General features: G+C 54.3%; 22 protein-coding genes and 3 tRNA genes. 16 read left to right on the top strand and 9 right to left on the bottom strand.

Going from position 1 to position 25655, the window contains the following annotated elements; genetic code table 11:
- Positions 1 to 284 precede the first annotated feature (284 nt).
- Positions 285 to 2435, top strand: coding sequence for a bifunctional 23S rRNA (guanine(2069)-N(7))-methyltransferase RlmK/23S rRNA (guanine(2445)-N(2))-methyltransferase RlmL (gene rlmKL, locus G565_RS0105050; protein ID WP_051207369.1), 2151 nt, complete (start codon positions 285 to 287; stop codon positions 2433 to 2435).
- Between the two features lie 45 nt (positions 2436 to 2480).
- Here the strand turns inward: rlmKL and G565_RS23050 are convergent, their stop codons facing one another.
- On the bottom strand, positions 2481 to 3572 hold the full coding sequence (locus tag G565_RS23050) for a methyltransferase (RefSeq protein ID WP_051207366.1): 1092 nt from the start codon (positions 3570 to 3572) through the stop codon (positions 2481 to 2483).
- The gene (gene trmA, locus G565_RS0105040) at positions 3572 to 4657 is read right to left on the bottom strand and encodes a tRNA (uridine(54)-C5)-methyltransferase TrmA (RefSeq protein WP_028669974.1); all 1086 of its coding nucleotides are present in this window, start codon (positions 4655 to 4657) and stop codon (positions 3572 to 3574) included. Before trmA ends, G565_RS23050 begins: the two co-directional genes overlap by 1 nt.
- Before the next feature lie 179 nt (positions 4658 to 4836).
- On the opposite strand from trmA, the gene G565_RS0105035 reads away from it, so the two are divergent.
- Positions 4837 to 5502 carry a MiaE family protein gene (locus tag G565_RS0105035; RefSeq protein WP_245584122.1) on the top strand — a complete coding sequence of 222 codons (666 nt, stop codon included), beginning with the start codon at positions 4837 to 4839 and terminating at the stop codon, positions 5500 to 5502.
- Positions 5503 to 5534: 32 nt separating this feature from the next.
- On the opposite strand, the gene G565_RS23045 is transcribed toward G565_RS0105035, so the two are convergent.
- From G565_RS23045 to folD, 3 genes are read right to left on the bottom strand one after another with little or no spacing between them, the layout of a single operon-like run.
- Positions 5535 to 6299, bottom strand: a complete 765-nt coding sequence (locus G565_RS23045) for a UDP-2,3-diacylglucosamine diphosphatase (protein WP_051207363.1) — start codon at positions 6297 to 6299, stop codon at positions 5535 to 5537.
- A gap of 4 nt (positions 6300 to 6303) precedes the next feature.
- Positions 6304 to 6801: a peptidylprolyl isomerase gene (locus tag G565_RS0105025; protein WP_028669972.1), complete on the bottom strand. Its 498-nt coding sequence runs from the start codon at positions 6799 to 6801 to the stop codon at positions 6304 to 6306.
- Between the two features lie 14 nt (positions 6802 to 6815).
- Entirely contained in the window at positions 6816 to 7682 is an 867-nt protein-coding gene (gene folD / locus G565_RS0105020) for a bifunctional methylenetetrahydrofolate dehydrogenase/methenyltetrahydrofolate cyclohydrolase FolD (protein ID WP_028669971.1), read from the bottom strand.
- A gap of 480 nt (positions 7683 to 8162) precedes the next feature.
- Between folD and G565_RS0105010 the strand changes: the two genes are divergently transcribed.
- The 11 genes from G565_RS0105010 to G565_RS0104960 all read left to right on the top strand — a co-directional run bounded on the left by G565_RS0105010 (position 8163) and on the right by G565_RS0104960 (position 18181).
- Positions 8163 to 8239 (top strand) — tRNA-Pro (locus tag G565_RS0105010).
- Between the two features lie 71 nt (positions 8240 to 8310).
- Positions 8311 to 8387, top strand: a tRNA-Arg gene (locus G565_RS0105005).
- A 21-nt stretch (positions 8388 to 8408) separates the two neighbouring features.
- A tRNA-His gene (locus G565_RS0105000) sits at positions 8409 to 8484 on the top strand.
- 252 nt (positions 8485 to 8736) lie between these two features.
- Complete coding sequence (tig, locus tag G565_RS0104995; protein ID WP_028669969.1) at positions 8737 to 10050, top strand: trigger factor; 1314 nt, start codon at positions 8737 to 8739, stop codon at positions 10048 to 10050.
- Positions 10051 to 10155: 105 nt separating this feature from the next.
- Entirely contained in the window at positions 10156 to 10794 is a 639-nt protein-coding gene (gene clpP / locus G565_RS0104990; RefSeq protein WP_028669968.1) for an ATP-dependent Clp endopeptidase proteolytic subunit ClpP, read from the top strand.
- A 146-nt stretch (positions 10795 to 10940) separates the two neighbouring features.
- Positions 10941 to 12227: an ATP-dependent Clp protease ATP-binding subunit ClpX gene (clpX, locus tag G565_RS0104985; protein ID WP_028669967.1), complete on the top strand. Its 1287-nt coding sequence runs from the start codon at positions 10941 to 10943 to the stop codon at positions 12225 to 12227.
- Positions 12228 to 12386: 159 nt separating this feature from the next.
- On the top strand, positions 12387 to 14810 hold the full coding sequence (gene lon, locus G565_RS0104980) for an endopeptidase La (protein ID WP_028669966.1): 2424 nt from the start codon (positions 12387 to 12389) through the stop codon (positions 14808 to 14810).
- 191 nt (positions 14811 to 15001) lie between these two features.
- Complete coding sequence (gene hupB / locus G565_RS0104975) at positions 15002 to 15274, top strand: nucleoid-associated protein HU-beta (protein WP_028669965.1); 273 nt, start codon at positions 15002 to 15004, stop codon at positions 15272 to 15274.
- A 126-nt stretch (positions 15275 to 15400) separates the two neighbouring features.
- Entirely contained in the window at positions 15401 to 17260 is a 1860-nt protein-coding gene (locus tag G565_RS0104970) for a SurA N-terminal domain-containing protein (RefSeq protein WP_028669964.1), read from the top strand.
- Positions 17261 to 17363: 103 nt separating this feature from the next.
- Positions 17364 to 17606 (top strand): helix-turn-helix domain-containing protein, encoded by a 243-nt coding sequence (locus G565_RS0104965; RefSeq protein WP_028669963.1) that lies wholly within the window; start codon positions 17364 to 17366, stop codon positions 17604 to 17606.
- A 14-nt stretch (positions 17607 to 17620) separates the two neighbouring features.
- Complete coding sequence (locus tag G565_RS0104960) at positions 17621 to 18181, top strand: KdsC family phosphatase (RefSeq protein WP_028669962.1); 561 nt, start codon at positions 17621 to 17623, stop codon at positions 18179 to 18181.
- Between the two features lie 63 nt (positions 18182 to 18244).
- On the opposite strand, the gene kdsA is transcribed toward G565_RS0104960, so the two are convergent.
- The gene (gene kdsA, locus G565_RS0104955; RefSeq protein WP_028669961.1) at positions 18245 to 19090 is read right to left on the bottom strand and encodes a 3-deoxy-8-phosphooctulonate synthase; all 846 of its coding nucleotides are present in this window, start codon (positions 19088 to 19090) and stop codon (positions 18245 to 18247) included.
- Between the two features lie 13 nt (positions 19091 to 19103).
- On the opposite strand from kdsA, the gene dinG reads away from it, so the two are divergent.
- Entirely contained in the window at positions 19104 to 21284 is a 2181-nt protein-coding gene (dinG, locus tag G565_RS0104950; RefSeq protein WP_051207361.1) for an ATP-dependent DNA helicase DinG, read from the top strand.
- A gap of 9 nt (positions 21285 to 21293) precedes the next feature.
- Here dinG and G565_RS0104945 read toward each other — a convergent pair whose 3' ends face one another.
- Positions 21294 to 22355, bottom strand: a complete 1062-nt coding sequence (locus tag G565_RS0104945) for an agmatine deiminase family protein (RefSeq protein WP_028669959.1) — start codon at positions 22353 to 22355, stop codon at positions 21294 to 21296.
- A gap of 109 nt (positions 22356 to 22464) precedes the next feature.
- The gene (locus G565_RS0104940) at positions 22465 to 23001 is read right to left on the bottom strand and encodes a PilZ domain-containing protein (RefSeq protein WP_028669958.1); all 537 of its coding nucleotides are present in this window, start codon (positions 22999 to 23001) and stop codon (positions 22465 to 22467) included.
- A gap of 155 nt (positions 23002 to 23156) precedes the next feature.
- Here G565_RS0104940 and G565_RS0104935 point away from each other — a divergent pair, with 155 nt between their 5' ends.
- Entirely contained in the window at positions 23157 to 24401 is a 1245-nt protein-coding gene (locus G565_RS0104935; protein WP_028669957.1) for a lipoprotein-releasing ABC transporter permease subunit, read from the top strand.
- Complete coding sequence (locus G565_RS0104930; protein ID WP_028669956.1) at positions 24391 to 25077, top strand: ABC transporter ATP-binding protein; 687 nt, start codon at positions 24391 to 24393, stop codon at positions 25075 to 25077. Before G565_RS0104935 ends, G565_RS0104930 begins: the two co-directional genes overlap by 11 nt.
- Positions 25078 to 25086: 9 nt before the next feature.
- Here G565_RS0104930 and G565_RS0104925 read toward each other — a convergent pair whose 3' ends face one another.
- Entirely contained in the window at positions 25087 to 25617 is a 531-nt protein-coding gene (locus tag G565_RS0104925; protein ID WP_028669955.1) for a DUF2062 domain-containing protein, read from the bottom strand.
- Positions 25618 to 25655: the final 38 nt, after the last annotated feature.

Below are 25655 nucleotides of genomic sequence, written 5' to 3'. Positions count from 1 at the left end.
TCTTGCAGTCCATGTGATTAAACCCGGCCATCCGAGCCGAGCGTTGTGAAGCTCTTATTACGACTGTCCTTCTGGTACTGTTGTATCGAAAGATGGCCACCCGTGTCGATGACCAATTCAGTCTAAAAAGTCTCGTTTTAAGTGCTCAATGTCATAAAATGGAGGTTGTAATCGCAGCACTGCTCTGGAATGGGTGTTGTAAGGCGAGCCACCTAACCCTGTTCGTGGGTTTTAATAAACTCCCGGCAGTTATTTTTATTTTTTTATAGAGATTTTGTCTAACCATGTCTTCAGACGCTGTTCAAACGCCTCACAACGAAATCTGGATCACTTGCCCGAATGGCTTTCACGGTCTGTTGAAGCGGGAAATTACTGACCTGACAGGGGTTGAGCCGCGTGACTGGGCTCGGGGCATGGCGCTCGATGCACCGCTGATTGAGGCCTATCGACTGTGCCTGTGGAGTCGGCTCGCCAACCGGGTTTATCTGCCTTTGGGGCAAACGGATGAATTGAGTCTTGAAGGACTTAAAGCGTTGGTAGATGGCATCGACTGGGATCAGCACGTGCGACCGACAGGCACACTCAAAGTCGATTTCCAGGGGCATTTACCGGGTATCGATGACTCTCGCTTTGGCGGTCAGAAGGTCAAGGATTTTATTGTCGACCAAATGCGCGAACGCCATGGCGTACGTCCGGATGTGGACCGGGATGCACCGGATATCAGTGTGGCGGTGTTGATCGGACGCAAACGGATTGATCTGGCTCTGGATTTGTCGGGTGACTCGCTGCATCGGCGCGGCTATCGCCGTTCTACGGGCCCCGCACCGCTTAAAGAAAACCTGGCCGCAGCTCTGTTGATGGCTACGGGCTGGCCCGGGCGGGCTCGTGCCGGTGAGAGTTTTATTGATCCTTTATGCGGTTCCGGCACCCTGGTGATTGAGGCCGCTATGATGGCGGCGGACTTTGCACCGGGCTTGTTGCGACCACGCTTTGGTTTTGACGGTTGGCTGGGGCATAACCGGGAGACCTGGAACGAATTGCTGACCGAGGCGCGGGTTAGACGCCAGGAGGGGGAAGCAGTTATGGTGCCAGTGCTGGGATACGATGCCGACGGTGGTGTTGTCGCGCGTGCCAATGAGACTCTGGAACGCCTCGGCCTCAGCCGCCAGACACGGTGTTACCACAAGCCCCTGGCAGAATGGTCGCGGCCGACTCACCTGGCTCTGGAACCCGGACTGGTGGTGACTAACCCTCCTTATGGCGAGCGATTAGGGAACAAGCCCGAGTTGCTGTCGCTCTATCTCCGGCTGGGTGAGCTGGCGCAATCAGAATTGGCTGACTGGACCCTGGCCCTGCTGACTTCTGATGCCGTCCTCGCTCGTGAAACCGGGTTACGTGCGTCGGAAAAACTGCGATTTTACAATGGGCCGATCGAGACCCATTTGTACGTTTTCCCAGTGGGTGACAGGACGGCCCGACAACCCAGCCAGCAGATTGCTCAGGATGACGCATTACGCAATCGCCTGCTAAAAAACAGGAAATTGCGTCAAAAATGGCTGAAAAAGGAAAGTATCGAGGCGTATCGCCTCTACGACGCTGATTTACCCGAATTTGCGATCGCTATCGATTGCTATGGCGACAGTTTACACGTTCAGGAATACGCGCCTCCCAAGGAAATACCCGAGGAGAAAGCGCGTCAGCGGTTGATGCATGCGTTGGCCGTACTGGGAGAGGTGACCGGTATTCCGGCGGAGCGCACCGTGCTCAAACAGCGCCAGCGCCAGCGCGGGAAACAACAGTATGAACGCAAGGACAGCGCCGGAGACGTCTTCACCATTGCCGAGCACGGGGTTAATTTGCAGATCAATCTGCGCGACTACCTCGATACAGGAGTTTTTCTGGATCACCGCCCAACCCGGTTGTGGATTCAGCAACAGTCTCGCGACAAGCGTTTTTTAAACCTGTTTTGCTACACTGGCGCGGCCACGGCTCATGCGCTGATCGGCGGTGCTGTTAGTACCACCAGTGTGGATCTGTCGCGTACCTACCTTAACTGGGCGAAAGATAACCTGCGTCACAATGGCGGTCAGGTCTCGGGGCATCATCGCTTTATTCAGGCCGACTGCATGACCTGGATGGAAGAGAATAAGGAGCAGTTTGACCTGATTTTCATGGATCCGCCCACATTCAGCAATTCTGCGCGAATGACGGATACCCTCGACATCCAGCGCGATCATGCCAGGTTACTTCGCACCGCGATGGATTCCCTGGCAAAAGACGGTGTGCTCATATTTTCCAACAACTTCCGCAAGTTCAAGCTCGATCCTGAGGTGCAGGCCTTGTATGACGTAAAAGACGTAACTCAGGTGTCGATACCTTTCGATTTCAAGCGATCCAGACCGCACCAGTGTTGGCACTTTCGTCACAAGGGGTGACGCCTCCTTCAGCCGCCAGGCAGATAGCTGGTTGGCGGCTGACCGTTAGGGTGCCGGGCCTGTGCACCGAAAAATGACAAATTTCGGATGCTGACTGACTGGGGTGACCTGTTTGAACCAGCGTTTCAGGGTGTTGTGGTAGTTTAGGTGACGGTTACCGACTACCCAGAACTCACCCTGATCGGCCAATGCGCGGGCCGCTTCGTTGAATAACCGATGCGCGATATCGGTGGTCAGGGTTGTACTCTGGTGAAACGGCGGGTTACACAATATCAGCGGTAGCTGTTCCAGCGCCAGCCCGGCTAACCCATTGTTGTGCGCAATCTGAACCCGAAACCCGTTTCTTTCGGCACTGGCGGCCGCTGACGCTGTCGCTTGCCGGCTTTCATCGACCAGTATTGCCTGGCTGGTGGGGTGGCGGTGAAGGTAATTCAGCGCAAGCACGCCGTTGCCACACCCCAGATCCACAAATCGGTCAACCAATGGCAACTGGTCGAACACATTGAGGAAAGCCAGGGCGCCCGGATCGGGGCGCGATTCACTGAAACAACCGGGGAGGGAGACCAACGTCGAATCACCTGCAACATAGTCCCGGAGCGGTTCCGTCGTTGCATGGGCTAGTGGCTGCGCAAGCCTAACACATCGGGCTTTTTTGACCGCTAACCCGGGATCAATCTGCGTGAAATGACGTTGCATGATTTTCTGATGGCCACGACTCAGGTGTTTCACCATGCCGGTCACCCAGCATTCGCCTCCGTGAATCAAATGAGCAGACAGAACACTCAATTGCCAGTCAAACAGGGCCAGGGACTTTGGCGCATGAAGAATGACAAGGGAGTACTGAGTGTTTAGGTCGCCCGGCGAGTCAATGACACGCGGGGCGACAGCCTGGTTGGCACGGATGTTCTCTTCCATGGCCTGGCGGGCCATGGCACTGTCGCTCCACCAGTCCGGGCGGGTTGACGCCAATGCTGTTGCAAGCGCACCAAAGGCGTCGTTGACCAGTAGCAGGGGCTCACCAGAACCGACATGAGCCTCAAGTCGCTGTATGACCAGTTCATCGGCTGCATTGTAGGCCTGCAATGAAGGAGCCGATGGCACCCGCCTTAGCGTTAATTGCGTCAGGTCACCGATCATCAGGTTCTGACCAGCACCAGACCAGCTTCCATATGGTGCGTATAAGGGAACTGATCGAAGACCGCAGCGGCCTCTATCCGGTAGTCAGCACCCAGTGCACGCACATTGGCGGCCAGGGTTTCAGGGTTGCAGGATACGTAAACAATGCGTTCGAAATTCCGGGCCAGGGCCAGGGTGTCATCATCAAGCCCCGCGCGGGGAGGGTCTACCAGCAAGGTTTTAAAGGAGTAGTCTGATACGGCCCATTCGCGCAGTCGGCGTGATTCGGTGCGTCCCAGCCAGGCGTTGGAAAAGTCTTCGCTCGACATCCGAGCGATGGTCAGGTTGTCGATGCCGTTGGTCTCGATATTGTGCTGGGCACTTTGTACGGAAACCCGGGAGATCTCGGTGCCGAGCGCCCGTTTAAAGTTGGCAGCCAGCGGAACCGAGAAATTGCCATTACCGCAATAGAGCTCCAGCAAATCCCCGTCGCTGTTCTGCGTGTGGCGCTGCGCCCAACCCACCATCTGTTCACATACGCCTGCATTGGGCTGAGTGAATGAATTCTCGTACTGCCTGAAACGGTATTCTCTCCCCTGAATAGTCAGCGTTTCGTTAACATAGTCGCGTGACAGTACCGTGCGTTGCTTTCGGGCCCGGCCGATCACCGGAAATCCCCACTGTTCTTGCCAGTGGCGGCCACAGGCCTCCCAGGCGTCGTCCAGTGGCTTGTGATAAATCAGGGTAATCAGGGCATCGCCTTGCTGGGTGGTTATAAACTCGACCTGGAACAACCGTTCCCGCAGCTGTGGGTCTTGCAATACACTGCTTCTGACGGTAACCATCAATTGATTCAAGAGCTTGCTGGCGACAGGGAACTGGTCAACCCGAACCGGTACTTTAGGCTCGGCCGGGTCAAACATGGCATACCAGGAATCATCGCCTTCGTGCCAGAATTTGAATTCAGCACGCATACGGTAGTGGCTTGGCTCAGACCGAAACACATCAGGCTCGGGCATTGAAGTGCCTTCAAGCAGCATTTTCAGTCGCTCAACTTTCTCGGTCAGTTGCGTTTCGTACTGTTCGGGCGCAAAAGGGAAGGGCATGTCCAGACCTGTTCAGGATTCGGGCCGCCATTCTAGTTATTCCCGGCTCTCAAACCAGTTTATACCGTTATCTGCAGTGTTGTACTGTCTTCGTAGTCGAGTGCCACCAGAAACAGTATAATTTACGGCAATCGGAGCCAGCGATATGCCTGGCGTTTACCATGACACCTGGAGTTTGCGTGACCCAAGTTGCTTCCCACACTGCACCCCCTTCAAAACAGCCTGATCCCAATCTTGTGCTTGGCGATATTCCAGAGTTTCTTGGCAATAGTACGCCTCAAGCCTGGGTCGATAAGGCGCTCGACAACTTAACTATCTTGCTGATTGACCACGCTCAATGTGAAAAAAAGGCGGCTTCTGCAGCGATGTCGATGATGTACAAGTACGTCGATCGTCGCGAGTTGCTGTCCAAGATGAGTAAGCTGGCACGTGAGGAATTGGTCCATTTCGATCAGGTACTTAAGCTAATGGATGACCGCGGTATTCAATACACGCATTTAACGGCAGGGAGGTACGCGGGCGCCTTGCATGAGCTGATCCGCAAGAGCGAGCCGGAGAAACTGGTCGATCGCCTTATTTTAGGCGCCTTTGTCGAGGCCCGGTCGTGTGAGCGATTTGCTGCACTGGTACCTGAGCTGTTCAACCGCGGCGATGAGGAATTGGGTCGATTCTATTTCTCGCTACTGAAAAGTGAAGCACGGCACTACAAAGATTATTTGACGCTGGCGCGACAGTATTCAGAGACTGATATCGCTCCCCGGGTGACCGCATTCAGGGATCTGGAGGCGCATCTGATCGACACGCCGGACGATACCTTTCGCTTTCACAGCGGTATTCCGAGCTGATTCCGGCCCTGTTCGAACCTTTCAGTGAGGGGTTAACGTGGGGCTAGCTCGAACTCAAGTTGATTCACATTGAACCGATTGAGCGTTTTGTCGTCTCCATCGAAACTCAGGTACCAGGCTACGGTGTCCCAGTCTCCCATGACCAGGCGTTCCCGGGTTGGCTCGCCCTCGGCCGAAACTGCATGCCAGTCAGCCATGTGTGTGTGGCCATGGATCAGCCCGGCGAACCCGGTGCCCTTTAACCGTTGCTTGACGGCTCTCTGGTTCACGTCAATGTAGCGGGGTGCGCCCGCTCTGTTTCGGTCTTTGCTTGCCCGGCGCAAGCGTTCAGCCAATTTGAGTCGCCAGGCTAGGGGCAGGCGGCGCAACGTTCCCAGTATCGGGGGTGATTGAATGACGGCTCGGTAACGCTGATAGCCGCGATCATCGGTACAAAGGCGATCTCCATGGCTGAGCAGCCAGGTCTGGGTGCCCAATTGCACCGGTGTCGGGTCGGAAAGTAACGTAGCGTTGCAGCGTTCGGCGTATCGCTTGCCAAGGGCAAAGTCGCGGTTGCCGACCATTAAATAGATCGCGGTAGTGTCACTGAGGCGGTTTAGTTGTCGGGCAATGTCGTCGTGCAGGGGAGTGGTGGCGTCGTCGCCAACCCAGTATTCGAAAAAATCCCCCAGAATAAACAGGGCTTCGGTTTGGCTGGCCACATCACCCAAAAATGCACTAAACGCCCGGACCAGGTCCGGGCGAGCCTCGCTCAGGTGCAGGTCTGAAATCAGTACTGCACGGCGGTGGTGAATCATCCAATCAATCCACTATTACGGCTTTTTCGATAATGACGTCTTCGGTCGGTACGTCCTGGTGACCTGCCTTGAAAGTCGTTGGCACGGCTTTGATCCGGTTAACAACATCCATACCACCGGTGATTTCACCAAATACCGCGTATCCCCAGCCATCGGTGCTTTCTGATTTAAAATCCAGAAAGCTGTTGTCTGCAATGTTGATAAAAAATTGCGCCGTAGCCGAATGTGGGTCCATGGTACGGGCCATGGCTACAGTACCCACGGTGTTCTTCAAGCCATTGTTGGCTTCGTTGTTGATTGGTGCACCGGTAGAGCGTTGCTTCATGCCGGGCTCAAAGCCGCCACCCTGGACCATGAAACCATTAATGACCCGATGAAAGATCAGGCCATCGTAAAAGCCAGCGTTGACGTACTCGGCGAAATTGGCACTGGTGTCGGGTGCTTTCTCAGTGTTCAGCGTCAGGGTGATGTCACCCAGATTGGTCGTTAGCAATACGTTCACGGGCTGTCCTCGGGTTATTGCGTGAGATTAAGGTGCAACCGTTTGGTTGCTATTAAGGTGTTTTCCATCAGGGTGGCGACGGTCATGGGACCCACGCCACCGGGTACCGGGGTTATCCAGGCGGCTTTTTGTGAAGCCAGCTCAAAATCCACATCACCGGTCAGTTTGCCGTCACCGGTCCGATTGATACCTACGTCGATCACGATGGCACCAGATTTGATCCAGTCACCTTTGATCAGGCCTGGCCTGCCCACAGCGGCTACCAGAATGTCGGCCTGACGCACATGCTTTTCAAGGTCTACCGTAAAGCGATGAGCGCAGGTGGTCGTGCATCCGGCCAGCAGCAGTTCCAGCACCATGGGCCGACCGACGTGATTCGAGGCACCAACAACCAGCGCTTCCTGGCCGCGAAGATCTACCCCGGTTTCGCGCAGCAGGGTCATGATGCCTTTGGGGGTGCAGCTTTCAAGCATGGGTCGCCGTTGAACCAGCCGGCCGGCGTTGAACGGATGAAAGCCGTCCACGTCTTTATCGGGACGAATACGTTCAACAACGGTATCGGCATTAATGTGCTCCGGCAGCGGCAGTTGCACCAGAATACCGTCAATGGATGCGTCGTCATTCAGGTCGTCGATCAGCGCCAGCAATTGGGCTTCCTTAGTTGACACGGGCAAGTCATAACTGACTGATTTGAAGCCGACTTCGTCGCAGGCCTTGCGCTTGCTGCCAACGTAGACTTCAGAGGCCGGGTCGGTTCCAACCAGAATGACAGCCAGGCCGGGCGGGCGAATGCCCTGGCTGGTAAGGGCGGTGACTTCATCGGCTACACGGGCACGCACACGGCTCGCCGTTGCCTTACCGTCCAGTATTGTTGCAGGCATGGAGAGGTTCCTTGGAAGTTTTGAGGATTTTCGCATGCCCGTCTGGGCCGGGCAAGGAAACACACTCAGTACTAGGGAGCCTCTGAACAACTCCCCCGGGGCTCTGGTTTATCCGAGGGACGTTGCCGCAGTGGTGCGGCATCCCGACGGACTTATGCAGGAATGTCTAGACCTTTCAAATAAGTCCAACGAAATGGCAGCGTTCCTCGGAAAGCCCCAGCGGGCGCGGCCAAAACGTCCTGGCCCGGCGTTGCACTTCTTGACAAGGGCTACGGCCATTGCGCTGCGAAGTGCGCCTTGTGCCAGGACGTTTTAGCTCGCGCAGAGCCCTGGGGGAGTTGTTCAGAGGCTCCCTAGGTTTGAGTGGCTCATCCGGAAAAGAGCCTATCATCTTGTTTTTGCTGAATTTTTTTAAAAAAGTGTTTGACGGCACCCCAGCCCGTCAGTAATATGCGCCCCACGTTGACGAGACGTACTGATCGGAGCATAGCGCAGCCTGGTAGCGCATCTGGTTTGGGACCAGAGGGTCGGGGGTTCGAATCCCTCTGCTCCGACCAATATTTAGTAAGGTGTCGTCTCGGTGGGCAGGCGGTTTCGCCGCTCTGGTAGCGTGACCTTTTGGGATTACGCGCCCGTAGCTCAACCGGATAGAGCACTCGCCTTCTAAGCGAGTGGTTGCAGGTTCAAGTCCTGCCGGGCGTACCAGTCTCGTAGCGATAATTTGTGGTGGGCGTAGCTCAGTTGGTAGAGCCCTGGATTGTGATTCCAGTCGTCGTGGGTTCGAGTCCCATCGTCCACCCCACTTATTATTTCAGAAAAGGCCGGTCTCCGGCTTTTTTTGTATGTGCGCTAAAAACTCGGGCGGTTTCTCGCCGCCTGAGCGATTCAACCAGCGGTTGAGTCACGAAATGTCAGCCGGGCGGCCGGATACCGTTGACTGGGCTTGAATAGTACCCCCATCACCCCTACATTAACCGCCCCCGAATTAAACCCAATGTACAGATCGGGCTTAGTTAACCGGTCATTACCTTATAAAAGAGCAAGAGGAAGCCTCATGCAAGTGTCTGTCGAAGCGACTACCGGTCTGGAACGCCGTCTGAAGGTGGGTGTCCCCGCCAGTGAAGTGGATAATGCGGTTAGTGAAAAGCTGAAGCAAACAGCCCGCCGCGTACGCATCGACGGTTTCCGTCCGGGTAAAGTACCCGTATCAGTTGTCAAACAACGTTTTGGTGACGGGATACGTGCTGAAGTACTGCAGGAAGTGGTTCAAAATCACTACGCCAAAGCTCTGACCGAAGAAAAGCTGACACCAGCTGGCTCTCCGCGCATCGAATTCACCCAGGATAAAGCGGGTGAAGACGTCGAGTTTGTGGCCATCTTTGAAGTGTTCCCGGAAGTGAAACTGGCCGAATTCAATGGCTATGAGTTTGACAAGCAATCTGCTGAAATCGTCGATGCCGATATTGAAGACATGCTGGCCAACCTTCGCAAGCAGCGTGCTGAGTACAAAGTCGTTGATCGTGCGGCCGCTGATACCGATCAGGTCAAAATCAACTTCGTGGGCAAGGTAGATGGCGAAACCTTCGATGGCGGTAGTGCTGAAGATCAAACTCTGATTCTGGGCTCCAAGTCGATGATCCCCGGTTTTGAAGACGGCATCGTGGGCATGAAAGCTGGCGAGACCAAGGCAGTTGATGTCACCTTCCCTGAAGAGTATGGCAACAAAGAACTGGCCGGAAAGGCTGCTGTGTTCGATATTACCTTGAATGAAGTTGCTGAAGCCGACTTGCCTGAGCTTGATGAAGCCTTTTTCGAAGCGTTCGGCACCAAAGGCACTGATCTGGAGAGCTTCAAGGTTGAAGTACGCCAGAACATGGAGCGCGAAGCCCGCAATGCGCTTCAAGCCAAGCTGAAGAACGACGTTATTGAAAAATTGGTTGAAGAAAATAGCCTGGATGTGCCAGCGGCTCTGGTAGATGACGAGATTGGCCGTCTGCAGCAGCAGGCCGTTCAGCAGTTCGGTGGCGGTGCCCAGATGGATCCGTCTAGCCTGCCAAAAGAACTGTTCCAGGAACAGGCCGAGCGTCGCGTCAAAGTTGGCCTGCTGATGAATGAAGTGATCAACAGCGGCGAACTGAAAGCAGACGACGCCCAGGTCCGCACCTACATCGAAGACCAGGCTTCCGTTTACCAGGAACCGCAGCAGGTTATCGATTATTACTACAGCAATCGTGAACTTTTGAACCAAGTTCGTGCTGTGGTTGTTGAAAACGCAGCAATCGACTATATCCTGAGTAAATCCAAGGTGAATGAATCCACCGTAAGTTACCAGGACGCTGTTAAGAACAAGGCGGCGGCACAAGGCTGAATGCCAGTGCCGGCTCTGATGTCGGCAGCATGAGGCAGCAATGAGAGTTGGCGCTTCCTTGGGGGTGCCAACTTTTTTGTTTTTTGAATACCAGGAGTCGAGTCAATGTCAAAGTTTGATGCCAACGGGTCCGCGCCCGATATCATGAACGCCAGCGGTCTGGTTCCTATGGTCGTTGAGCAGTCGGCTCGGGGTGAGCGGTCTTACGATATCTATTCGCGACTGTTGAAAGAGAACGTTATTTTCCTGGTCGGCCAGATTGAAGACCACATGGCCAATCTGATTGTCGCGCAGTTGTTGTTTCTGGAAAGTGAGAACCCGGACAAGGACATCTCTCTCTATATCAACTCACCGGGTGGCTCAGTAACCGCCGGTATGGCCATTTACGACACCATGCAGTTTATCAAGCCCGATGTCAGCACGATGTGCATTGGTCAGGCAGCCAGCATGGGTGCGCTTTTACTGACAGCTGGTGCCAAGGGTAAGCGTTTCTGTCTGCCTAATTCACGGATGATGATTCACCAGCCGCTGGGCGGGTTTCAGGGGCAAGCGTCAGACATTGAAATTCACGCTCGTGAAATTCTGGAAATGAAACAGCGATTGAACGACATCATGGCGTATCATACCGGTCAGCCGCTCGAGGTTGTTGAGAAAGACACCGACCGTGATAACTTCATGAAAGCGGATGACGCTGTTACCTACGGGTTGGTCGATAAAGTCATGCAAAGCCGGAATGCTGGCTGACTGTGATCAAGTTGTTAAAATACCCGTGAAATCAATCGGTTGATCGCGTTTACCAAACAACCACAGTGGTTTCCCTGAAAAAACTTGCAATATCGGGGCTGTGGTTTCATCTTTAATCGAGCAACCGTTACCAATGGAGTAGTTGAATGGCCGACGATAGAACCGGAAAAGGCGAAGACGGTAAGTTGCTGTATTGCTCTTTCTGCGGAAAGAGCCAGCATGAAGTCCGTAAGCTGATAGCCGGGCCTTCGGTGTTCATTTGCGATGAATGTGTCGATTTGTGTAACGACATCATCCGCGAAGAGCTGCAGGACAATGGTCCCAAGCATGAAAGCAGTAAACTGCCGACTCCCGCTGAAATACGTGAAACGCTGGACGAATACGTTATTGGCCAATCGCGCGCCAAAATGGTGCTTTCGGTCGCCGTTTACAATCACTATAAACGCCTGCAGTACGGTGAGCACAACGACGACGTTGAGCTGAGTAAATCCAATATTTTGCTGATCGGCCCAACCGGTAGTGGTAAAACACTGTTAGCTGAAACGCTGGCGCGGATGTTGAATGTGCCATTCACCATCGCCGACGCCACCACACTGACCGAAGCGGGTTACGTAGGTGAAGATGTTGAGAACATCATTCAGAAATTGCTGCAAAAGTGCGACTACGACGTCGATAAAGCGCAGCGAGGCATCGTCTACATCGACGAGATCGACAAGATTTCGCGTAAATCTGATAACCCGTCCATCACCCGCGATGTATCGGGCGAGGGTGTCCAGCAAGCTCTGCTGAAGCTGATTGAAGGGACTGTCGCGTCAGTTCCACCCCAGGGTGGCCGCAAGCACCCCCAGCAGGAATTCCTGCAGGTCGATACCGGTAACATCCTGTTTATTTGCGGTGGTGCCTTTGCCGGGCTTGAGAAAGTGATACGTAACCGGTCCGAGAAAGGCGGTATCGGGTTCAGCGCCACCATGAAAACGAAGGACGAGAGCCGGAACCTGGGCGAAACCATTGCCGACGTTGAGCCGGAAGATCTGGTCAAATACGGTCTGATACCCGAGTTTATCGGTCGTCTGCCAGTTGTGGCCACCTTGACCGAACTGGACGAAGACGCTCTGATTCAGATCCTGACTGAGCCGAAGAACTCCCTTGTCAAGCAGTACCAGAAGTTGTTCGACATGGAAGGCGTGGAGCTGGATTTTCGACTCAGTGCGCTGAAGGCTGTTGCTCACAAAGCCATGGAGCGCAAAACCGGTGCTCGCGGGCTACGTTCCATTCTTGAGAATGTGCTGCTGGATACCATGTACCAGATTCCCTCGGAAACCGGGGTGTCGAAAGTGGTTATCGAAGAGAGCGTTATCAAGGGTGAGTCCGAACCTTTGCTGATCTATGAAACCCAAGACAGCAAAAAAACGGCTGGTGGTCAGCACGACTGATCTGAAAACGGGCTTTAAGCCCGTTTTTTGCTCTGGCTGAGTGTTCTGAAGGCTCCGTTACTCATGTCGGACAGGCAAAAGTTTTATTGCCCTAAGCTCTTGATTTGGTAGGCCCAGCCGCCATTATCATGTCAAATCTGAACAGTTTCCGAGGTTCCCATGGAGCATTCTGACTCCCCGGCAGGCGATCCCATCGTATTACCACTGCTTCCATTGCGAGACGTAGTCGTTTATCCGCACATGGTCATTCCACTGTTTGTTGGTCGTGAGAAATCCATCGCGGCCTTGCAGGCGGCTATGGATGACGGCAAAAAGATATTGCTGGTTGCCCAGCGCAACGCGTCGGATGACGAACCCGACCAGGGTGATCTGTATCACGTAGGCACTCTCGCGACAGTACTGCAATTGTTACGTCTACCCGACGGAACCGTAAAAGTACTGGTCGAAGGCGTCGATCGGGTCAAGATCGACCAGTTGGAAGAGGGTGACGAATTCATTAAAGGCCATGCCAGTCTTATGACTGGCGGGCAGCTTAGTGAGCGCGAGAGCGAGTCGCTGGTTCGCCTGCTGATGTCACAGTTCGACAAATACGTCCAACTGAGCAAGAAAGTACCGTCCGAGGTCATTACCTCATTAAACAGTATTGAAGAGCCGGGTCGACTGGCAGATACCATAGCGGCGCACTTGTCACTGAAGATTGATGAGAAGCAGCAGGTACTGGAACTGTCGGGTGATCGTGACCGAATTGAGCATCTGCTATCGGTTTTGGAATCCGAAATCGATTTGCTGCAAGTCGAGAAGCGCATTCGCGGTCGGGTAAAAAAGCAGATGGAGAAATCCCAGCGCGAGTATTACCTGAACGAACAGATGAAGGCGATTCAAAAAGAGTTGGGCGACCTGGATGAAAGCAACCCTAACGAAATTGAAGAGCTGACCGGTAAGATCGACAACGCTGGCATGCCCAAGGAAGCGCTGGAAAAAGCGAAGGCTGAATTGAACAAGCTGAAAATGATGTCGCCCATGTCGGCGGAATCGTCAGTAGTACGTAATTATCTCGATTGGATGATCAGTGTTCCCTGGTCCAAGAAATCCCGGGTAAGGCACGACCTGAAACGCGCACAGGAAGTCCTGGAAGAAGACCACTATGGACTTGACGAAGTTAAAAAGCGCATCCTTGAATACCTGGCTGTTCAGCAACGGGTGAAGAAGGTTAAAGGGCCCGTTTTGTGCCTGGTCGGACCGCCCGGGGTCGGTAAAACATCGCTGGGCCAGTCGATCGCGCGCGCAACCAACCGGAAATTCGTGCGTATGGCTCTGGGCGGGGTTCGGGATGAATCTGAAATGCGTGGGCATCGTCGAACCTACATCGGTTCCATGCCAGGCAAGGTGGTTCAAAAACTGAGCAAGGTCGGGGTTCGCAACCCACTGTTTCTGCTCGATGAGATCGATAAGATGGGTATGGATCATCGCGGTGATCCGGCCTCTGCATTGCTTGAAATTCTGGATCCGGAACAGAATCACACGTTCAATGATCACTACCTGGAAGTGGATTACGACTTGTCGGACGTGATGTTCATTTGCACGGCCAACTCGATGAACATACCCGGTCCGTTGCTGGATCGCATGGAGATCATCCGGATCCCGGGCTATACCGAAGACGAAAAAGTGGCTATTGCCGAGAAGTATCTGTTGCCGAAACAATTGAAGGCTAATGGATTAAAGGCGAACGAGCTCGATCTGACGACCGATGCGATCAGTGACCTGATTCGCTATTACAGCCGGGAAGCCGGGGTCCGTGGACTTGAACGTGAAATTGCCAAAGTTGCCCGTAAGGTGGTCATGGCGAACGTGCTGGATAAAGAGGCCAGAACAACAACCATTGACGGAGAAAACCTGGAAGAATATTCCGGCGTGCGCAAATACAAGTTTGGGCTGGCCGATAAGGAAAACCAGGTCGGTATGGTCACGGGTCTTGCCTGGACATCGGTTGGCGGCGAGCTCCTGAATCTTGAGGCAACGTCGGTACCCGGAAAGGGCCGAACGGTGCAAACCGGTTCATTGGGCGATGTGATGAAAGAGTCGATTCAGGCTGCGATGACGGTAGTGCGCAGTCGTGCCCAAAGCTTGGGCATTATGCCCAACTTTATTGAGAACCGGGATATCCACGTCCACGTTCCGGAAGGGGCTACCCCCAAGGACGGACCGTCCGCCGGTATTGGCATGGCTACTGCTTTAGTCTCAGTGCTGACCCGAATTCCCGTTAGAGCCGATGTTGCCATGACCGGTGAAATCACTCTTAGAGGCCAGGTATTGCCTATTGGCGGTTTGAAAGAAAAGCTGCTCGCCGCTCGCCGTGGGGGTATAAAAACCGTTATCATCCCTAAGGAAAATGTTAGGGATTTGAAGGAGATACCGGACAATATCAAGAAAGAACTGGATATTCGTCCTGTTGAATGGATAGATGATGTGTTAAATGTAGCTCTGGAGCGGAATCCGACACCATTGACCGATGCCCAGGTGGAAGCGGAAATGGCCAAGACTCGCTCTGAGAACCAGACATCATCTAGCCTCAGCACTCACTAGAACCGCTTGACAGTGGAATTTTGAGGCTGGTATAAAGTGGGTTCGACATGAATCGAATGCACGGGCTGAAAAGCACAGACATATAACAAAACAGGTGCAGGGTGCTTTGGTAAGTGCAATGCCCCGGGAGAATACCCGAGGCATTGCCAGGGACATAAAACTGCATCACAACGAAGTTAAAGGGGAAAAGTGTGAACAAGTCTGAACTGATTGATGCTGTAGCAGCTGCGGCTGACATTCCAAAAGCGGCTGCAGGCCGTGCGCTGGATGCAATGATTGACTCTGTGACTGACACCTTGAAAAGCGGTGATCAGGTCGTACTGGTTGGTTTTGGTACCTTTGGTGTTAAAGAGCGTGCGGCCCGTACCGGTCGTAACCCTCAAACCGGTCAGCCAATCGAAATCAAAGCGGCCAAAGTACCGAGCTTCAAAGCCGGTAAAGCGCTGAAAGACGCCGTAAACTGATTGATGGGCTTCAGGTGAGGGCGTAAGCTTCTCGCCAGAACCCGGTTAGAACCGACAGCGTGTCAGCCCTGATGCGCTTTTTTTTTATCTGAATATCCGTAGTGTCCAGACGGGGTGGGAAGCTAAATGCTCCAGTTTTTCCGTAATGCAGCCAAGGGAGTGACGGGGAAGGTTATTGTCGCCGTAATCGTTGTTGCCTTTGCTTTTTTTGGTGCTGAATCCATTGTCGGCGTTGTCAATAATTCCGACCCGATTGAGGTTAATGGCGAGGGCATCAGCGATGTGCAGGTGCAGAGGCTGGTCCAGGAACGTCAACAGCAATTAATTCAACAACTGGGTGAGAATGCGACCCCGGAATTGTTGAACTCGTCTTTTATACGACAGTCAGTCGTTAACGCGCTGGTCAACGAAGAGATTCAGCGTCAGGCGACGGTCAATCTGGACCTGGCCGTCAGTGAAGAGGCTGTTAATCAAAATATTCTGTCTATCGGTGCATTCCAGTCGAACGGCCGGTTCGACGAAGAGGCCTTTCGTCGGTACATCGCGACCAATGGTTTTACACCTACAACGTTTCGCAGCCAGTTGAGCAGCCAAATTCGACTGGAGCAAATGCAGGCAGGCCTGGTGCGTTCTGCATTTGAACTCGATCGGGATGTCGAGCGGTCGGCCGCGCTGGAGAATCAGCGCCGAGAAGTAACCTATCGCCGCTACAACGCCGAAGATTTTCTTGGTCAGGTTGATGTGTCGGAGCAGGACGTTCAAGCCTACTACGACAGCAACAGTGACCAGTTCTTAAACCCGGAGCAAGTGCAGGTTCGGTATGTTGTGCTCAATCAAAGTGACCTGATACCGGATATGGTGGTGACCGAATCGGATATTGATGCCGAGTACAACCGCTATGTCTCTGACGCCGAGTCAGAAACGCTGCGTGAAGTTGCTCATATCCTGTTCGCAGATGACGACGACCCAATGGCCGCGGCCGAGGAAGCTCGGGCTCGACTCGATGCGGGTGAATCCTTTGCTGACCTGGCCGGCGAGCTGTCTGACGATCCGGGCAGTTCACTGGACGGTGGTTTTCTGGGTGAGCTGAGCGAAGGCCTCTATGTCGATGAGTTCTACGATGCTGGCCAACAACTGCAAAATGTCGGCGATGTGAGTGATCCGGTACAAACGGAGTTTGGGGTACATCTTATTCGCCTGGAAACGCTGGAGCAGGCGAGTGTTGAACCGCTGGACAACGTTCGTGATTCACTTGAACAGGCGGTGCGCGAGCGCAAGGCTCGCGCGGAGTTTGGTTTGCTTGAAACCGAAATGGCCGATATCGCTTTTCAGAGTGACCAGGTTGAAGAGGTCGCTGAATCGTTCAATACCCCGGTCCAAACTTCTGACTGGATAAATCGCAATAGCACCTCAGGTGTTGCTGCTTCGGCTGCGTTTGTGACCGCCGCTTTTTCCGAAACTGTGGTGGATAATGGCCTTATCAGTGACGTTGTTCGGCTTGAAAACGGCGGTCTGGCTGTCCTGCAGCTGGAAGCTTATGAGCCGGAACAGGTTAAGCCCCTGGCCTCCGTACGCGACCAGATTGTTGACATTCTGACCAATGAACAGGCAACAGACCTGGCCGAACAAGCAGCCACGGATGATCTGAGTCAGGTTCGAGCAGAAGGCGCGGTAACCAGTGAGCTATGGGTTGCGCCAACCGTGGTTGATCGTGACAACAGTGAGTTGCCCTCGAATCTGGTGCAGTTCAGCTTTGAAATGCCACGCCCGGCGGCCGGTGGCCTTGCGGTCGAACGGTTCACTGCGGGTGAGACTGTCTACCTGGTCGCTGTTTTATCGGTCACTGAAGGAGAGGTGACTGATGATGTCCGTCAATCGGTTGGTGACTATCTGGCCCAGCGCACCGGCCAGGCCGATTATCAGAGTTTCTTTAACGCTCTGCGCACCTCTGCTGATGTTCAGATCAGTGGTGCACTGTCCCAGTAAGGGAGCAAGCAGTGCCGGCTGTTGCGTTAATTCGCCCTGAGTCGGCTATACTGTGCATTGCAAAGGCCGCCTGAGCGGCCTTTTTTTATGGCGGGAGCCAAACATGAATACACAGCATCAGAAGCTGACCCAGCTACTGGAAGAAAACGCCATTTCAGAAGAAGATTTTGCCTATTGCCTGGGTATTGAACCTGCTCAGGCGATACGGTTGTGTCTTGGCAAAAAGGCGTTAACCCCTAAACTGGCCAGGCAGATTGAACAGACCTTTTCGAAGCCGGCCTATTGGCTGGATGAGGCTCAAACCCAAACGATGACCAACGGGCCAAGTTTTGATCTGTTTGGATAAGCAGGAGAGGCGCCATGAGTCTGGATAAAGGCACAATGCTTAACGCTATTCGGCTGGTAGCGTTTGACGTTGACGGGGTGTTGACTGATGGACGCTTGTATTACGGTGCTGATGGTGAGTCGCAGAAGGTGTTTCATGTTCGGGATGGCGTGGCGCTAAAGGTGCTGCCCGATGTGGGTATTGAAGTCGCTGTCGTATCCGCCAAAGACAGCCCCGCTCTGCGTGCCCGACTCAATGATCTTGGGGTTAAGCATGCTTTTCTGGGGTGTCATGACAAACTGCAGCGCATGCAGACTCTGGCCGGTGAGTTGGCGTTAGCGCCTCATCAGGTAGCCTTTGTCGGCGATGACCTGGTGGACCTGGAGGTCATGAGGTGGTGCGGTTGTGGGCTGGCACCGGCCGATGCTTATAGCCTGGTGCAGGAAAGAGCCGATCAAGTCTTGCCTGTAAAAGGCGGGCAGGGTGTAGCTCGCTGTGTGGCGGATCTGATTCTGAAAGCCCAGGGGCTCTATGAGCAGGCCTATACCCTGGCGGCTGACGCCCATTTTGAACGTCAGCGTGACCCGTCATCCTGACTATGGCCCCGGGCTTCCGGGTTTGCAGAGAATAGTCAGGGCGACGACTGACTGGCAGGCTACCTAGCCGGTAATCAGGTCGGGTTGGGCTTTGATGAAGTCATCCAACGCTTTCATTTGAGCCAGGAAGGGTTTTAACTGCTCCAGTGGCAGTGCGCTGGGGCCGTCGCATCTGGCTTGATCCGGGTCAGGGTGCGATTCGAGGAACAAACCGGCGATTTTTTGAGACATACCCGCCCGCGCCAAATCAGTGACCTGAGCTCTGCGACCGTCGGCCGAATCGGAACGACCCCCGGGTTTTTGCAAGGCATGGGTGACATCGAAGATGACCGGATAGCCGGTTTGTTTCATGATGCCGAAGCCGAGCATATCGACCACCAGGTTATTGTAGCCGAACGACGTGCCGCGCTCGCAGAGGATCAGCTGGTCATTGCCCGCTTCTTCGCATTTGCGCAGGATGTGGGCCATTTCATGTGGGGCCAGAAACTGGGCTTTCTTGATGTTAATGACCGCGCCCGTTTGGGCCATCGCCATGACCAGGTCCGTCTGGCGTGACAGGAAGGCCGGTAGCTGAATGACGTCGGCGACGTCGGCGGCTGGCTGGCACTGATAAGGCTCGTGGACGTCGGTGATCACCGGTACGTTGAAAGTTTGTTTGATCTCCTGCAGTATCTTCAACCCTTCGTCCAGGCCCGGGCCTCGAAAGCCGGCGATCGAACTGCGGTTGGCCTTGTCGAAACTGGCTTTGAACACGTAGGGAATGCCCAGTTCTTCGGTGATCCTGACATAGTGTTCGGCCATGGTCATCGCCAGGTCGCGGCTTTCGATGACGTTGATACCGCCAAACAGAGTAAATGGCTGATCATTGCCGACGGCCAGTTTTTGAACAGATACAACGCGCTGTTGCATAACAGTGTCCCTATTGAATTGGGCTGCCATTGTAGCCGTTGACCGCGAGAAGCTAAACCAGCCCATGCTCTCCCCTGAACTGAAAAACACCATTCAGACCGCATACAGCGTTTATTTAAGCGCACGCGATCTTAAAGCGCGCAGTGGCCAGAAGCACATGCTGGCCCACATTGCCCGTACCCTGTCAGAAGTTGAGCTGTCTGCCGATGGTGAGCGCCAGGGCGCAGCTCCCATTGCTGTGGTGGAGGCGGGAACCGGTACGGGTAAAACGATCGGCTATGCCCTCAGTGCGATCCCGATTGCACAGCATTTTGACAAACGACTGGTCATTGCAACCGCAACTGTTGCCCTTCAGGAACAGGTGGTGCAAAAAGACATTCCCGACATTCTTGCGTCGAGCGGCCTTAGTTTTAACGCAGTTCTGGCTAAGGGGCGTGGCCGTTATCTGTGTTTGCAGCGATTGGAGCAGAGCATTCAAATGCAAGAAGGGGCGGTGACGGCCTTGTCACTGTTCGAAGAAACGATGGCGGAAGATGAAGCCGCTTTGCAGGTCTACAATGACATGCTCGACAAGTTCGGCCGGGGGCAATGGTCGGGCGATCGGGATCAATGGCCAGACCGGCTCGATGATGAGCTCTGGCGCCCGGTGACTTCTACCCATCGCGAGTGCCTGAATCGGCGCTGCCCGCATTTTCAGAATTGCCCGTTCTACGAAACACGCAAGGAGCTGGAAGACGCCGACGTTATTATTGCCAACCACGATCTGGTGATGGCGGATCTGGCGCTCGGAGGCGGTGTTATTCTGCCAGCGCCAGCCCAAACCATTTATGTGTTTGATGAAGGGCATCACCTGCCTGACAAAGGGTTATCGCACTTTGCCAGCCAGTTGCCATTCAAACAGACGTTGAACCAGATAGAAGGCTGGCGCAAGCAATTACCCAAGGTCAGGCTTGAACTGGCCTATGGGGATACCGAAGAGGCTTTGCTCGACCAGGTGGAAGCAGCGATGGGGGATGCTCATCTGTGCCTGACAGACGCCTGGGGAGCGCTGGCGCCGGTTCGGCTTCGGCTCGACGGGCATCTGTCGACGCTGACGGTTCATGACCCGGACTGGCTCGCCCAGACTCAGGCTTTGCTGGCACCCCTTGAGCAACCGCTCAAACAGCTGTGCAATGCGCTATTGCGACTGGATGAGTCGGTTCGAAAGCGACTCTCGACTTCCCAGGACGTCGATGAGAAAGGACGCCTGGAACAAACGCTGCCATTGCTGGGTCGCTGGATGGGGCGTGCCGAACCAGCCCGTGATCTGGTTGTTTCCTGGCTGCAGGAAGACAAGGCGGAAGCACCACCCACGGCTCGCTGGTTCGATAACATCGACCTGCCGGATTACCAGGATCTGGTGCTCAACGCGAGTCCGGTCTCCGCTCAGTCGATTCTGCGCCAACATATCTGGAACCGCTGTTTTGGCGCCATTGTTACGTCGGCCACGCTGACCATCGCCAGTGATTTCAATCGCTTCGCATTGCAGGCTGGTTTGCCGGAACACGCCGGATACCTGCAGGTGTCCAGTCCGTTTGATTATCAGTCTCGTGTCGTGGCGCGTGTCCCGGCGATTGCCTGCGATGGTGGTCTGCGTGAGGCTCACACCAGTGCAATGATTGAAGCGGTTCAGGAGCATCTGCCAACTTCGACTGGAAATCTGGTGTTATTTTCATCGCGTCAGCAAATGAACGAAGTCTATCGCGGGTTGAGTGCAGACTGGCAGGCGCGGGTCACTCTACAGGATGCGTTGCCCAAGAACGCCCTGATTAATCATCATCGTGAGCGGCTTGAAAATGGCCAGGGCTCGACTTTGTTCGGGTTGGCCAGTCTGGCAGAAGGTGTTGATTTACCGGGTAATTATCTGACTCATCTGATGATTGCCAAGCTGCCATTTGCAACACCCGACGACCCCATCCTCTCAACCCTGTCATTGTGGCTGGAACAGCGCGGCTCCAACCCGTTCGCACAGGTGAGCTTGCCTACGGCCATCATTCGGCTGGTTCAGGCCTGTGGCCGATTGATACGCAATGAGTCAGACAGCGGCACGATCTGGTTTATGGACCGCCGGCTGATCGAAAAACGCTATGGCACCCTGGTTCGTCAGTCGCTGCCGGACTATCGCTGGGAGGTCGAGCCTCCCGCACCGCGCTAAGCGGTATGCTCACAGATCCTGCGAATCCAGCAGCGATTGAGACAGGGTGCCTTTTGGCAACTGCATGGTAATGCAGTGCAGGCTGCCGAACTGTTCGATCAGTGTAAGGCAGGGTATGCCTACAACCCTATGGTCCGGGAAGGCTTCAGCCAGCCGCTCCAGCGCGGCGCCATCCTGAGGGACGCTGTAGGTGGGGACCAGTAGAATCTGGTTGGCCACCAGGAAATTAGCGTAAGTCGCTGGCAGGCGTTGCCCTTGCTGGTTGAATTGCGCGTCCGGCCAGGGCAGTTCGATCAGGCGATAAGGGTTGCCACTGGCATCGGTGAACGCCGTGAGCTCACGTTTCATGGCGCTGAACTGTTCAAAGTGCGCATCGTTTTCATCCTGACACCCCTGGAACACCAGAATTCCTTCCGGGGCAAACCGGGCCAGCGTATCGATATGAGCGTCGGTATCATCTCCGGCGAGTGCGCCGTTTTCCAGCCAGAGTATCTGCTGTGACCCGAACCAGGTCTTGAGATGCTTGTCGAGGGTTTGGCGAGAGGTGTCGCCATTACGATTAGGGTTCAGCACACAAGCCGTTGTAGTGAGCAGAGTCCCCCGGCCATCCGATTCGATGCTGCCACCTTCAAGAACCCAGTCGATGCTTTGCATCGGAGCGGCAAATAGGCCTTTGTCACTCATCGTCTGATTCAGGGCGTTGTCGTCAGAGGCATTGAACTTGTCGCCCCAGCCATTGAACCTGAAGTTCAGCAACCTTGGCTGATCATCCTCCAACACGGTGATGGGGCCATGATCACGAGCCCAGGTGTCATTGCCGTCAACCAGAACCAGATGACAACGAGCCTGATTGATTCCATCGCGCTCAAACAAGACCTTGAGACGATCGGTATCAATGCTCGCATGCACCTGGATCACAACATCCTGAGTGTGGCTGAGCGAACTGAGCAGATCGAGGTAAACGTCTTCGGCATCGGCCAGGACGTCGGCCCAATCGCTGTCGGGGTGAGGCCAGGTGATTAGAATGGCGTCCTGCGGATACCATTCTGCGGGCAGGTAGCGTTGGCTCATAGAATTGTTCGTCGCGCCTGAAATAAAAAGGGCAGGCAGTATACAGGCTGTTAATCGGTTTTGCTCGTTTGTGAGCTGCGCATTGACGATCCGTTACATCATCTTGCTGCTAGGAGCTGCGGCTCTGTGCCTGTACTTTAAACATATGCCGGGTCAGCGACTGGCGCTGAGTTTCGTTAAGCGATTGAAACTCAAGATGTACCCGGGTACCCGTACCGTCGGTAACGGCCTCGGCAACTCGGGCGTGGCAGAAAAGCGACAGATAGCTGGGAGAAAAAATCAACGCGATCGCGAGATCCTCTCCGACCGGATGATCGCCCTCCAGCAAACATTGGCAGCCGCCTTCGCTGATGTCGATAGGCTGTGCCTTGAGGTGTTCGGACTGGGTCGTCTGAATATGAAGGTAGCGAGTCATCAACGTCAATTTGGTGTTAAACAAGTCCATTAATTTTCGAGTGGCCGGATCCTTGATCCGTTCCAGAAATTCAGTGAACTGAGCATCCACATTCTCAAATTCCTTCAGTACTGCGACCTGGTGCAATTCAGGAAAGTAGTCGGCAATGGCAGGACGCTTAGGGTCAAAAGCCGTGGCTGTAACGTAGGCTGTGTCTGCGACACGAAAAAATTCCCGGCGATCAGTGTCCATATAGCGCTCCTTGGGGGGCTGGTGATTAACATTGGGCAGGCGGTTCGCCCATGCCACGTTAACCAGTGTAACGAAGACGAAAAGGCCTGGTCTGTACCCCGAGTGTAGCCAAAATGATCTTGGCACGCTCAGGACAGGGTGGTTTAATGCCCGCCATGCTGAATCATATCCCGCTTTTGGTCGGTTTGCGTTATTTGCGTGCCCGCCGCAGAAACCACTTTATCTCCTTTATTTCCGGTGTCTCGATGATCGGTCTGACCCTGGGGGTCATGGTATTGATCATTGTCTTGTCGGTGATGAACGGCTTTGACCGTGAACTTCGAAACCGGATTCTGGGTATGGTTCCCCATGCCACCTTGTCGCAACCGGGTGAGATGACTGACTGGCAGACGGTAGTTGATACGGTAACCGAGCATCCACAAGTACTCGGCGCCAGCCCCTACACGGAAAGCCAGGGCATGTTGGTGGGACGCTCACAAACCAAGGGCGCACTGATCAATGGTGTCGACCCGGCAACTCTGGCTGACGTATCGATTCTACCCAGGCATATGGTGTCCGGGTCGCTCGACCCGCTGGTTGAAGGTGGCTTTGGAATAGTGCTCGGCGACATCATGGCGCGCACACTGGGGGTCGGTATTGGTGACCGGGTAACGATGATGGTGCCTGAAGTGACGGTCAATCTGGCCGGCGTTACTCCCCGATTCAAGCGATTTGAGGTCATCGGTACCTTTTCAGTTGGGGCCGAACTCGACGCCAATCTGGCGGTCGTCCATATGACTGATCTGGGCAGGATTCTGCGCTATGGAGATGCCGTCGACGGCGTTCACCTGAAAGTTGACGATCTCTTCGATGCCAGGCGCATAGGGGTTGAGGCGGGCCGTGAATTAAGCGGGCGCTACCTGGTCAGTGACTGGAGTCGAACCCAGGGTAACCTGTTCCAGGCCATTCAAATGGAAAAACGCATGGTCGGCTTGCTGTTGTTCATGATCGTGGCCGTTGCCGTGTTTAACATCGTGTCGAGTCTGGTCATGATGGTGACCGACAAGCAGGGAGAAATCGCCATCCTGCGCACCCTGGGTGCTCGCACCGGCCAGATCATGGGGATCTTCATTGTGCAGGGTACAGCGATCGGGCTGATCGGCATTTCCCTGGGTGTGGCTTTGGGGGTGTTAGGTGCCTGGACCGTAGCTGACATCATTGCCTGGTTTGAGCAGGTGTTAAATATCCAGTTTCTGAACGCGGAGGTTTATTTTATCAGTTATATACCATCCGAACTGAAGTGGTCCGACGTTCGGCTGATCGCCGTTTCGACCTTCGTGATCAGCGTGCTGGCGACGCTTTACCCGGCCTGGCGGGCTTCACGCATTTCACCGGCGGAGGCCTTGCGTTATGAATCGTGATGTATTGCGGTGCGAATCCGTGGGTCGTTTTTTCAACATGGGCCCCGAACAAGTAAAGGTGTTGCACGACATTAACTTCAGCATTGATCCGGGCGAACTGGTGAGTATTGTCGGCAGCAGCGGATCAGGTAAGACAACCTTGCTGAATTTGCTGGCCGGACTCGACTCACCAAGCGTTGGTGAGGTCTATATGGCAGGCCAGGCCATGTCGACACTGAGTGATCGCCGTCGTGCCCAATTGCGTAACCAGCACATGGGGTTCGTGTTTCAATTCCATCACTTGCTGCCCGAATTCACCGCATTGGAAAACATTCTGTTGCCACAAGTCATTGGTGGAATGAAGGCGACGGATAGCGAACCGAGAGCACTTCAGCTGTTGGAACGTGTCGGCTTGAAGGACAGGGCAAGGCATCGTCCGGCAGAATTATCCGGAGGCGAACGTCAGCGTGTTGCAATAGCACGTGCCCTGATTAACCACCCGCCCGTTGTGTTGATGGATGAGCCAACTGGCAATCTTGATGATACAACGTCAGAGCAGGTTCATGAGTTGATTATGGAGCTGAACCGGGATATGGATTCAAGTTTTATCGTCGTTACGCATAATCAGGATTGGGCCCGGCAAATGCCGAAGCAATACCTGCTTAAACGCGGCCAACTTGAGCTGCGGAGCCACTAGTCAGGGCCGCTAATGGCTTCGTCGCTGTTGTCGTAATCGATTACGGCGACGGCGATTCAGGCGCATTCGCCAATGGTAGAGTCCGCTGATCAGTAAGTAGCCAGTCGGCGCCAGCACCGCCCCACATAACACCCCACCCAGAAAAGTCGGCCAGTACAAATCCAGTAGTAGGGTAGATCCCCATCCATTTTGTTGAATTGTTTCGAAGGCGATCACAGATCGGCCGGATAACTGTGCGCCAAGCCAGTAGGTGCCATAAAATAGCACCGGCATCGTGAATGGATTGCTCAGCCAAACCAGTGCCAGTGCAACCGGCAAGTTTGCCGTAAAAAAAATGGCGGTGAGTGCGGCCAGTGGCATTTGACCGGGAATAGGAAGCAGAGCAACGAACAAGCCAATGGCGAAGGCTCGTGCCACGCTGCGTCGGTTCAAGTGCCATATACCTGGCTCATGTAGCCAATGACCGAACCGGTTAAGGCCGGGCAGTTGTCTAATCTTGTCGGGGTGGGGGATCCATTTTTGCAGGGTACGCCGGGGCATGACAATCAAACGCCAAATATAGATCGATAGTATGCCCG

This window comes from Saccharospirillum impatiens DSM 12546 (genome assembly GCF_000423605.1).
Lineage (GTDB): Bacteria > Pseudomonadota > Gammaproteobacteria > Pseudomonadales > Natronospirillaceae > Saccharospirillum > Saccharospirillum impatiens.
Note: the sequence above shows the minus strand (reverse complement) of the source record. Positions and strands in the feature narration are given on the sequence as shown.

What these genes read in the sequence shown, in the direction of transcription:
- clpX (WP_028669967.1), top strand. Translation starts at nt 10,941, where the DNA reads ATGGCCGACGATAGAACCGGAAAAGGCGAAGACGGTAAGTTGCTGTAT.
- clpP (WP_028669968.1), top strand. Translation starts at nt 10,156, where the DNA reads ATGTCAAAGTTTGATGCCAACGGGTCCGCGCCCGATATCATGAACGCC.
- lon (WP_028669966.1), top strand. Translation starts at nt 12,387, where the DNA reads ATGGAGCATTCTGACTCCCCGGCAGGCGATCCCATCGTATTACCACTG.
- tig (WP_028669969.1), top strand. Translation starts at nt 8,737, where the DNA reads ATGCAAGTGTCTGTCGAAGCGACTACCGGTCTGGAACGCCGTCTGAAG.
- rlmKL (WP_051207369.1), top strand. Translation starts at nt 285, where the DNA reads ATGTCTTCAGACGCTGTTCAAACGCCTCACAACGAAATCTGGATCACT.
- G565_RS0104935 (WP_028669957.1), top strand. Translation starts at nt 23,157, where the DNA reads ATGCTGAATCATATCCCGCTTTTGGTCGGTTTGCGTTATTTGCGTGCC.
- G565_RS0104965 (WP_028669963.1), top strand. Translation starts at nt 17,364, where the DNA reads ATGAATACACAGCATCAGAAGCTGACCCAGCTACTGGAAGAAAACGCC.
- kdsA (WP_028669961.1), bottom strand. Translation starts at nt 19,090, where the DNA reads ATGCAACAGCGCGTTGTATCTGTTCAAAAACTGGCCGTCGGCAATGAT.
- G565_RS23045 (WP_051207363.1), bottom strand. Translation starts at nt 6,299, where the DNA reads ATGATTCACCACCGCCGTGCAGTACTGATTTCAGACCTGCACCTGAGC.
- trmA (WP_028669974.1), bottom strand. Translation starts at nt 4,657, where the DNA reads ATGCCCTTCCCTTTTGCGCCCGAACAGTACGAAACGCAACTGACCGAG.
- G565_RS0104970 (WP_028669964.1), top strand. Translation starts at nt 15,401, where the DNA reads ATGCTCCAGTTTTTCCGTAATGCAGCCAAGGGAGTGACGGGGAAGGTT.
- G565_RS0104940 (WP_028669958.1), bottom strand. Translation starts at nt 23,001, where the DNA reads ATGGACACTGATCGCCGGGAATTTTTTCGTGTCGCAGACACAGCCTAC.
- G565_RS0104930 (WP_028669956.1), top strand. Translation starts at nt 24,391, where the DNA reads ATGAATCGTGATGTATTGCGGTGCGAATCCGTGGGTCGTTTTTTCAAC.
- G565_RS23050 (WP_051207366.1), bottom strand. Translation starts at nt 3,572, where the DNA reads ATGATCGGTGACCTGACGCAATTAACGCTAAGGCGGGTGCCATCGGCT.
- G565_RS0104925 (WP_028669955.1), bottom strand. Translation starts at nt 25,617, where the DNA reads ATGCCCCGGCGTACCCTGCAAAAATGGATCCCCCACCCCGACAAGATT.
- G565_RS0104945 (WP_028669959.1), bottom strand. Translation starts at nt 22,355, where the DNA reads ATGAGCCAACGCTACCTGCCCGCAGAATGGTATCCGCAGGACGCCATT.
- folD (WP_028669971.1), bottom strand. Translation starts at nt 7,682, where the DNA reads ATGCCTGCAACAATACTGGACGGTAAGGCAACGGCGAGCCGTGTGCGT.
- G565_RS0104960 (WP_028669962.1), top strand. Translation starts at nt 17,621, where the DNA reads ATGAGTCTGGATAAAGGCACAATGCTTAACGCTATTCGGCTGGTAGCG.